Source organism: Intrasporangium chromatireducens Q5-1, assembly GCF_000576575.1.
Taxonomy (GTDB): Bacteria; Actinomycetota; Actinomycetes; order Actinomycetales; family Dermatophilaceae; genus Intrasporangium_A; species Intrasporangium_A chromatireducens.
Genome location: NZ_AWQS01000163.1, coordinates 1 through 8906, shown reverse-complemented (window position 1 = coordinate 8906; position 8906 = coordinate 1). Strand labels below are relative to the sequence as shown.

At 71.0% G+C, this 8906-nt stretch carries 6 protein-coding genes; 4 read left to right on the top strand and 2 right to left on the bottom strand.

The window, feature by feature from the left end; genetic code table 11:
• The first annotated feature begins 328 nt into the window (after positions 1-328).
• Positions 329-577 (top strand): WhiB family transcriptional regulator, encoded by a 249-nt coding sequence (locus N864_RS15930; protein WP_034718985.1) that lies wholly within the window; start codon positions 329-331, stop codon positions 575-577.
• Between the two features lie 59 nt (positions 578-636).
• On the opposite strand, the gene N864_RS15925 is transcribed toward N864_RS15930, so the two are convergent.
• Both N864_RS15925 and N864_RS15920 read right to left on the bottom strand, forming a co-directional pair.
• Positions 637-2112 (bottom strand): sensor histidine kinase, encoded by a 1476-nt coding sequence (locus tag N864_RS15925; protein WP_034718983.1) that lies wholly within the window; start codon positions 2110-2112, stop codon positions 637-639.
• Positions 2113-2121: 9 nt separating this feature from the next.
• Positions 2122-7119: an NAD-glutamate dehydrogenase gene (locus N864_RS15920; protein WP_051518685.1), complete on the bottom strand. Its 4998-nt coding sequence runs from the start codon at positions 7117-7119 to the stop codon at positions 2122-2124.
• Positions 7120-7273: 154 nt separating this feature from the next.
• Between N864_RS15920 and N864_RS15915 the strand changes: the two genes are divergently transcribed.
• From N864_RS15915 to N864_RS15905, 3 genes are read left to right on the top strand one after another with little or no spacing between them, the layout of a single operon-like run.
• Entirely contained in the window at positions 7274-7537 is a 264-nt protein-coding gene (locus tag N864_RS15915) for a hypothetical protein (protein WP_155892974.1), read from the top strand.
• Positions 7534-8025, top strand: a complete 492-nt coding sequence (locus N864_RS15910) for a hypothetical protein (RefSeq protein ID WP_034718978.1) — start codon at positions 7534-7536, stop codon at positions 8023-8025. Before N864_RS15915 ends, N864_RS15910 begins: the two co-directional genes overlap by 4 nt.
• 43 nt (positions 8026-8068) lie before the next feature.
• The gene (locus N864_RS15905) at positions 8069-8566 is read left to right on the top strand and encodes a DUF2505 domain-containing protein (RefSeq protein ID WP_034718976.1); all 498 of its coding nucleotides are present in this window, start codon (positions 8069-8071) and stop codon (positions 8564-8566) included.
• Positions 8567-8906 lie beyond the last annotated feature (340 nt).

Here is an 8906-nt window from a genome sequence, read left to right as displayed (position 1 = left end):
CGTGCTGGCCCGTGGGCGAGAAGGTCACGGCGCCCAGCGTACTTCCCGACGCGAACGAGCCGCGGAGACCCTCTGGACCGGGCCCGAGCCTGCGGGTAACATCAAGATCTTGTGTGAACTGCCTCCCACCTCTTGAGTGGAGCCGGGATCTGGCGGCACACTTGATTGTTGCGGACGCGTACGGAACACCTTCGTGCGCGTTTGCGTTGGGCAGGGAGAAGTCCTCCGTGGCCCGACCATGATCTTGGCTCCGACAACGACGCTGGCGCCCCAACTGCACCGCCTTGACCCAGGTGGTGCCGACACCTTACGAAGGAGCACGATCCATATGGACTGGCGCGACCGCGCTGCCTGCCTGGATGCCGATCCGGAGCTGTTCTTCCCCATCGGGAACACAGGTCCGGCCATCGCACAGATCGAAGAGGCGAAGGCGGTCTGCCGGACCTGTCCCGTCATCGACATCTGCCTCAAGTGGGCACTCGAGACCGGCCAGGACGCCGGCGTGTGGGGGGGCTTGTCCGAGGACGAGCGGCGGGCGCTCAAGCGTCGCAACGCCCGAGCGCGCCGCGCGGGTTGACCGCACGTCCCCGCAGCCCGGCGAGACGTCTCGCCGGGCTTTTGCGTGTCTGAGGGGCATCAGGACAGCGGCCGCAGGCTCGCCGTGAAGCGAGCCCTCGTGCCGCGCGGCACGACCTGCTCCCACGAGATCCGCCCCTGCAGGTCAGCGACCAGGGACTGCACGATCTGGGTGCCGAGGCCCGACCCCGGCGGGCGGGCCGGGTCGATCCCCCGCCCGTCGTCCTCGACTGCGACGACCACCATCGGCTGCCCACGGTCGTCCGACGTCCGCTGGACCCGCACCGTCACGTGGCCGCCGGCATCGCCGAGGCCGTGCTCGATCGCGTTCTGGACCAGCTCGCTGATGATCATCGCCATCGAGGTGGCGTCCTCGGCCCGGAGCTTGCCGAAGCTGCCCTCCAGCTGCGTCCGGACCGTGGCTCCGTTCGCGGCGACCTCGACGACGGCGCGAAGCCCCCGCTCCGCAATGGGGTCGAAGTCGACGGTCTCGTCGAAGCCCTGGCTCAGCTGGTCGTGGACCATCGCGATGGTTCCGACCCGCCGCTCCGCCTCCTCGAGGGCCGCCCTCGCCTCGCCCTCGGGGACCCGTCGCGCCTGCAGCCGCAGCAGAGCGGCAACCGACTGGAGGTTGTTCTTCACGCGGTGGTGGATCTCGCGGATCGTCGCGTCCTTCGTCATCAGCTCCCGCTCACGGCGCCGCAGCTCTCCCACGTCGCGCAGGAGCACGATTGCCCCGAACCGCTGGCCGGACTCGGTGAGCGGGATGGCCCGCATGGAGACGGTGGTGCCGCCCGCGACCACCTCCGTGCGCCACGGCTGGCGGCCGGTGACCACGAGCGGGAGCCCCTCGTCGACCGGGTAGTTCTCCCTCAGGTTGTCCGTCACCACCTGGGCCAGGCTTGCCCCGACGACCTCACCCAGGTGGCCGAGCCGGTGCAGCGCCGAGACGGCGTTCGGGCTGGCGTAGGTGACGATCCCGTCGACGTCGAGGCGGATGACACCGTCGCCGACGCGCGGTGCCCCTCGCCGCACCCCGGTGGGCGCACCGGGATGCGGGAACTCACCGCCGGTGACCATCCGGCAGAGGGCATCAGCCGTCGCGAGGTAGGTGATCTCGAGCCGGCTGGGGGTTCGCGTCGTCCAGAGGTTCGTGTGGCGCGTCATCACCGCGACGACGTGGTCCGCGCGGATGACCGGGATGAACTCCTCCCGGATCGTCGCCTCGGGCCCGTCGGCCGCCTGCCGCACCCGGACGATGCGCCGGTCGGCCGCCGCCTCGCCGAGCAGGCTGCTCGTGCGCCCGGGGTCGGCCACCCGGCCGACCTGGTCCTCGACGAAGACCAGCTGTCCCGTCGTCGGACGCACGTGCGCGACGGCCTCCCACTGGTCGTCGACCGAGCGCACCCACAGGACGAGGTCCGCGAACGACAGGTCGGCGATCAGCTGCCAGTCCCCCACCAGCAGGTGCAGCCACTCGACGTCCGGGTCGGGCAGCTCGGTCCTGGCGCGGAGAAGCTCGGACAAGGTGGCCACGGCCAGAGCCTATGCTCCGGTCGTGGCGGCCTCCTCCCCTGTCCGCGTGGAGCTCTCGGACCTGCCGCTTCGTGACGCCGCCGCCGACCCGAGACCTGCCCCCGCGGGGCGCGTCACCGTGCGGAGCGTCCTCAGCGCGACCGAGAGCGCCGCGATGCCGGGGTGCGACATCCGGTCGATGGCGGCCAATGAGGTCTGGGCCCGACGCAGAGCCTCCGCGTTGAGGGCGAACCACTGCTCGACACGGTCGGCGGGAGCAGCGCCGTGCTCACTCACCTCGAGGGCCGACCGGGTCAGCGCGATGAGCACCGAGTAGAGGTCGTCGCGCAACGCCCCGCGGGCCAGCGCGTCCCACCGGTTGTCCCGCGGGAGGTTGGTCACCCGGGACAGCATCGCGTCGATCGAGAAGCTCTCCGAGAGCCGGAAGTAGGTGCTGACGACGTCGCCAAGCTCCTCACCCGTCTCCGCGGCGGTCTCGATGCAGTCGAGCAGCGAGTAGCGGTCGAGCAGCGAGGCCGCGTCGAGGGCCAGCTCCTGCGGCACCCCAGCGCCCTCGAGCTCGGCGGCCCGGTGCAGCAGCCGTTCGCGCTCGGCTCCCTGGAGCAGGTCGGCCATCCGGTGGCCGTACTGCTGGACGCCCGGCTGGAACCGCTCCAGCTCGGCGACGATGTCGAACTGACCCGGCCGGTTCGTCAGGAACCAGCGCACCGCTCGGTCGATGAGCCGGCGGAACTCGAGGTAGAGCACCGTCTGGGCCTCGGTGGGCACGATGTTGTCGGTCGCCTCGACGGCCCGCACGTAGGCGGGCAGGTCGAAGATCTCGCGACACACGACGTAGGCCCGAGCCACCTGGTCAGGGGTGGCCCCGGTCTCCTCGGCGGCCCGGAAAGCGAAGGTGATGCCGCCGCGGTTGACCATCGAGTTGACGACCGAGTTGGTGATGATCTCGCGGCGCAGGGGGTGCTCGTCGATGGCCCCGGCATAGGCCTTCCGCAGCGGACCCGGGAAGTACTCGTGGAGCGTCTCCGCGAAGAACGGGTCGTCCGGCAGGGACGAGGCACCGATCTGGTTCTTGAGGTAGAGCTTGGCGTAGGCGACGAGCACCGCGAACTCGGGCGACACGAGGCCGAGCCCGTCCTTCTGGCGCCGGGCGATGTCGGCGTCGGTCGGCAGGAACTCCAGTGCGCGGTCGAGGTCTCCCTCCTCCGTGAGGAACTGGATCAGGCGCTCGTGGACGGTGAGCATGCTGTGCTGCTGCGCGCGGGCGTTGCCGAGCAGGACGTTCTGCTCGTAGTTGTCGCGCAGCACCTGCGCGGCGACCTCGTCGGTCATCGAGGAGAGCAGCTCGTTGCGGCGCTCGATCGACAGCTCGCCGCTGCGGATCAGTGCGCCCAGCGCGATCTTGATGTTGACCTCGTGGTCGGAGGTGTCGACTCCAGCCGAGTTGTCGATGGCGTCGGTGTTGACGCGCACGCCGGCCAAGGCCGCCTCGATGCGGCCCAGCTGGCTCATGCCGAGGTTGCCGCCCTCGCCGACGACCTTGCACCGCAGGTCGGCGCCGTCGATGCGGATGCTGTCGTTGGCGCGGTCGCCGATCTCCCCGTTGGTCTCCGACGACGCCTTGACGTAGGTGCCGATGCCGCCGTTCCAGAGCAGGTCGACCGGCGCCTCGAGGATCGCGCGCATCAGCTCCGCCGGCGTGAGCGAGGTGGTCCCCTCCGCGAGCCCGAGCGCCGTCACCATCTGCGGCGTCACCCGCACCGACTTGGCGGAGCGGTCGAAGATACCCCCGCCCTCCGAGATGAGCCGCTCGTCATAGTCGCGCCACGACGACCCGGGCAGCTCGAAGAGGCGTTGCCGCTCGGCGAACGAGGTTGCGGCGTCGGGGTCGGGGTCGACGAAGATGTTGCGGTGGTCGAACGCGGCCACGAGGCGGATGTGCTCCGACAGGAGCATCCCGTTGCCGAAGACGTCGCCACTCATGTCGCCGATGCCGACGACGGTGAATTCCTCGGTCTGCGTGTCGATGCCCATCTCGCGGAAGTGCCGCTTCACCGACTCCCAGGCCCCCCGCGCGGTGATGCCCATCGCCTTGTGGTCGTAGCCGGCCGAGCCTCCGGAGGCGAAGGCGTCGTCGAGCCAGAAGCCGTAGTCCGCCGACTTGGCGTTGGCGATGTCGGAGAACTTCGCCGTCCCCTTGTCCGCCGCGACGACCAGGTAGGTGTCGTCCTCGTCGTGCCGGACGACCCGAGGCGGCGGCACGGGCGCACCATCGACGAGGTTGTCGGTGACGTCGAGCAGCCCGGAGATGAACATCCGGTACGCGGCGATGCCCTCGTCGAGCCACGCGCTCCGGTCGACGGCGGGGTCGGGGAGCTGCTTGGCGAAGAAGCCACCCTTCGAGCCGGTCGGGACGATCACCGCGTTCTTGACCATCTGCGCCTTGACGAGGCCCAGGATCTCGGTGCGGAAGTCCTCGCGGCGGTCGGACCAGCGAAGGCCGCCGCGGGCCACCTTGCCGAACCGGAGGTGCACGCCCTCGACCCGGGGCCCGTAGACCCAGATCTCGAACATCGGTCGAGGGGCGGGCAGGTCGGGGACCGCCTTGGGGTTCAGCTTGATGGAGACATAGGGCTTCGGTGCGCCCTCGTCGTCGCGCTGGTAGTAGTTCGTGCGCAGGCTGGCCAGGATGACGCCGAGGAAGGCACGGATGATGCGGTCCTGGTCCAGGCTGGCCACCTCGCCGAGCGCCTCCCGGATCCGGTCGGCGATCGCGTCCTCGCGCTCCTGCCGCGCCGTGCGGCCCTGGTCCGAGTCGGCGAAGGCGTCGGGATCGAACCGGGCCTCGAACAGGTCGACAAGGTCACGGGCGATACCGGCGTTGGCGACGAGTGCCGTCACGAGGTAGTCCTGGGAGAACGTCGAGCCGGTCTGCCGGAGGTACTTGGCGACGGCCCGGAGGATGACGACCTGCCGCCAGGTCAGGTCGGCGGCGAGGACGAGCGCGTTGAACCCGTCCGACTCGACGACGCCGTCCCAGACCGCGCGGACAGCCGCCTCGAAGTGCTGGCTCACCTCGTCGCGCCGGGCGCCGCTCCCCCACTTGGCGGGGTCGTCCGCGCGGAGACCGAAGTCGTAGATGTGCAGCGTCGGCCCGTCCTGCAGCTGCAGCTGGTAGGGCCGTTCGTCCACGACCTCGAGGCCGAGATGGGTGAACATCGGAAGCGCCTCGGTCAGCGACAGCTCGCCGCGGCGGTAGAGCTTGAACCGCCGCTCGGCCGGACCACACGAGTCGTCGTCGTAGAGGTGCAGGGCCGTCGCGTCCATCGAGTCGCCGAGCGCCTCGATGCGCTCCAGGTCGCGCACGCCCGTGGTGACGTCGAAGTCCTCCTTGTAGGCCTCCGGCAGTGCCTTGGCGTAGGCGGCCATGGCGCGGGCGCCGCCCTCGGCGCCGCGGGCGTCGCTCAGCGCGTCGGAGAGGTCCTCGTCCCAGGTCCTGGTGGCGTCGATGACGCGCTGCTCGAGCGCCCCCTCGTCGACCTCGGGGATCTCGTGGCCGGGGGCCATCCGGACGACGAAGTGCAGGCGGGCCAGGCTCGACTCCCCGACCCGGGTCGTGAAGTCGATGTTCTCGCCGTCGAACGCCCGGAGCAGGAGCGCCTCGATGCGCAGCCGGACGGCGGTGTTGTAGCGGTCCCGCGGCATGTAGACGAGACAGGACATGAAGCGGCCGAAGTCGTCGCGGCGCAGGAAGAGCTTGGTCTTGCGTCGCTCCTGCAGGTGCAGCACGCTCGTGGCGATGTCCGCGAGCCGCGGCGCGCTCGTCTGGAAGAGCTCGTCTCGCGGGTAGGTCTCCAGGATCTGGAGGATGTCCTTGCCCGAGTGGCTGTCGGGTGAGAGGCCGGTCAGGTGGAGCACCTCGCGGGCGCGCACGTCGAGCAGCGGGATGTCCTGGATCGTGTCGTTGTAGGCAGCTGAGGCGTAGAGGCCGAGAAAGCGCTGCTCGCCGACGCACTCGCCGGCCTCGTCGAACTTCTTGATCGAGACGTAGTCGAGGTAGGCGTCCCGGTGGACCGTGGCCCGCGAGTTCGCCTTGGTGATAATGAGGATCGTCGAGTCCCGGGCGGCGCGGCTGGCGGCCTGGGTGAGCACGTGACCGGCGGCGAAGGGCCGGTCGTAGCGCAGGATGCCGAGGCCGGTGCCGGGGACCGAGCGCGAGATGTCCTGGCCCTCCTCGTGGTGCAGGGAGTACTCGCGGTAGCCGAGGAAGGTGAAGTTGTTGTGCGCGAGCCACTCGAGGAACCGGCCCGCCTCTCGGGCCTCCTGCGGGTCGGTGCCGGTGGGTGCCGCCGCCTTGAGCTCGGCGGCGATCGCGAGCGCGTGGGCGCGCATCTTGGGCCAGTCCTCGACGGTGTTGCGCACGTCGCCCAGCACCTCGCGCAAGCGCGCCTCGACCTCGGCGAGCCCCGCGTCGGGAAGCCGGTCGATCTCGAGATGCATCCACGACTCGTGCAGCGCGCCGGCGGCTGGGCTCTCGCCGTCGGTCGTATCGGTGAGGACCTGCTCCAGGTGGCCGGTGACGGAGCGCCGCACCGACATCTGGGGATGGATGATGATGTGGACGCCGCGGTCGAAGCCGCCGAGGGCGGCGAGGGCGGAGTCCACGAGGAACGGCATGTCGTCGGTCACGATCTCGACGGCCGTGAGGGGGCCCTGCCAGCCGTCCCGCTCGATGCTGGGGTTGAAGACCCGGACGTTGACCGTGCCGTCCGGCCGCTCGAGGGCGAGCCGCCGCTGCGAGGTGGCGATCGCCGCGAGCTCCGCCGGGTCGCGCGAGAGGAGGTCCTCGGTGGCGACGTGGCGGTAGAACACGGTGAGGTAGTCGGCGAAGTCCCTCTGGCCGGGGAGGTCAGCCCCTCCGGCACCCGTCCGCCCGTTATCGGCGGGAGGGGCCGCCGCAGCGGCCTGGAGGACGTGATTGCGAGAGCTGTCGAGTGACACAGACATGTCGGCGGGTGGTTCCTTCACGCGCTAGCCGTGCCGGCACCCCTTCGTGCCGGGCATCAGCAGCGAGCCTAGCCCTGACGGCCCCTAACCCCGGAATCGGCGCCCGGTGGAGAACTTCTCGGGGTGTCACGCCGACCTGTCTAGAGTGGCTTTCATGGGCAGTGCAGATGGTGCGCGGCAGGCTCCCGCGCGTGTCGTGCAGGCCCTCGCCGAAGGCCGGTCGATGACTCGCGAGCTCGCGGCCGACCTGCTGACCCACCTGCCGGAGCTGGGCAGCCCGCCCGAGCAACGGCTGCTCGACGCCTGGGTCGAGCAGGCGGCGGAGACGCTGCTGGCCCTGTCGGACGCGTTCGAGGAGCGGCTGCTCGACCTCGGCGGTTCGCTCGGGACGCAGGAGCGACGGGGGTCGCGCCGGTGAGCCCCGAGGCCGTCGACCCCGCCTCCGTGTCAGCGCTCGGCGGCGCCCTGCGCGCGCACGCCCTCCGTCTCGTCGACCTGCTCGACGGCCTGGGTGAGCCATCCCCGGGGAGCCGCCGTACGCCAGTGGCGGAGACGGCGCGTGAGCGGGAGCTGCTCGCCGCCGCCGCCACCGAGCTCGACCGCGTGGGTGCGGCCCTGCAGGCACTCGTCACGAGTGCCGTCGAGCGCTCCGTCCGACGGCGCGGTCTCGAGGACGAGGCGGCCCGGCACGAGCTCGGCATCGAGGACAGCCGGGTCGCCCAGCGACCCGGGCCCAGCCGGGTCGATCCCGAGAGCCGCCGGCGTGCCCACGACAACGTCCAGGAGCTGTTGAACCGCGTCACTGCCGCACAGGGACGCGACCTCGCCATGGTCGTCCGCGAGCTCGAGGGGTCCTTGACAACGCTGCGCGCCATCTCGGTTCGGGCCCGCGAGGGCACCGGCTGACGGGCCCCGCGACACCGACTCGGTGTGCAATACGGTGTCCCCCATGAAGATCTCCGAGACCGTCGACTACCCCGCCTCGCCGGACGAGGTGTTCGCCATGCTCACCGACGAGCGCTTCCAGGCCCGCAAGTGCGAGGAGGCTGGCGCGCTCTCGCACGACGTGGCCGTGAGCCCGGCCGGCGACGGGACTCGGGTCGTCACGAAGCGTGACCTGCCGACACAGGACCTGCCCGACTTCGCGAAGTCCCTGATCGGGCCCCGGCTCACCATCACGGAGACGTACGAGTGGGCCGCGTCGAACGGCGACGGTTCCCGCACCGGTGACCTCACGGTCGAGCTGGGCGGTGCACCGGTCTCGTTGCGCGCAAAGGTCCGGCTGGCCCCCCAGGGCGCGGCCACCCAGATGACCCTCGACGGAGACCTGAAGGCCTCCGTGCCGCTCATCGGCGGCCGGATCGAGCGGAGCGCGGCCCCGGCCATCGTGGACGGGATCCGCAGCGAGGCTGCCGTCGGCCGCGCGTGGCTGGCCGGGGAGCGCTGACGCGCCACCACGCCGTATGCCGCTGAGCGGGCCCTCGCTCACCGGCCACCCACGGCTCCCCAGTCGACGCCGCCCCAGGTCCCGGGGCGACATTGGACCTGGGGGTGAAGGACCGTGCGACTCAGCCCGCGGACACGAGCCCGCGGGCTGAGCGGCATACTGCGGCCTGTCCCCGTGACGCGGGGCGGCCTTCAGCCCATGTGCGGGTAGCGCCACTGCGTCGGCGGCACGAAGGCTTCCTTGATGGCGCGCACGCTCGTCCAGCGGAGCAGGTTCTGAGGGGCGCCGGCCTTGTCGTTCGTCCCCGAGGCGCGGCCTCCGCCGAAGGGCTGCTGCCCGA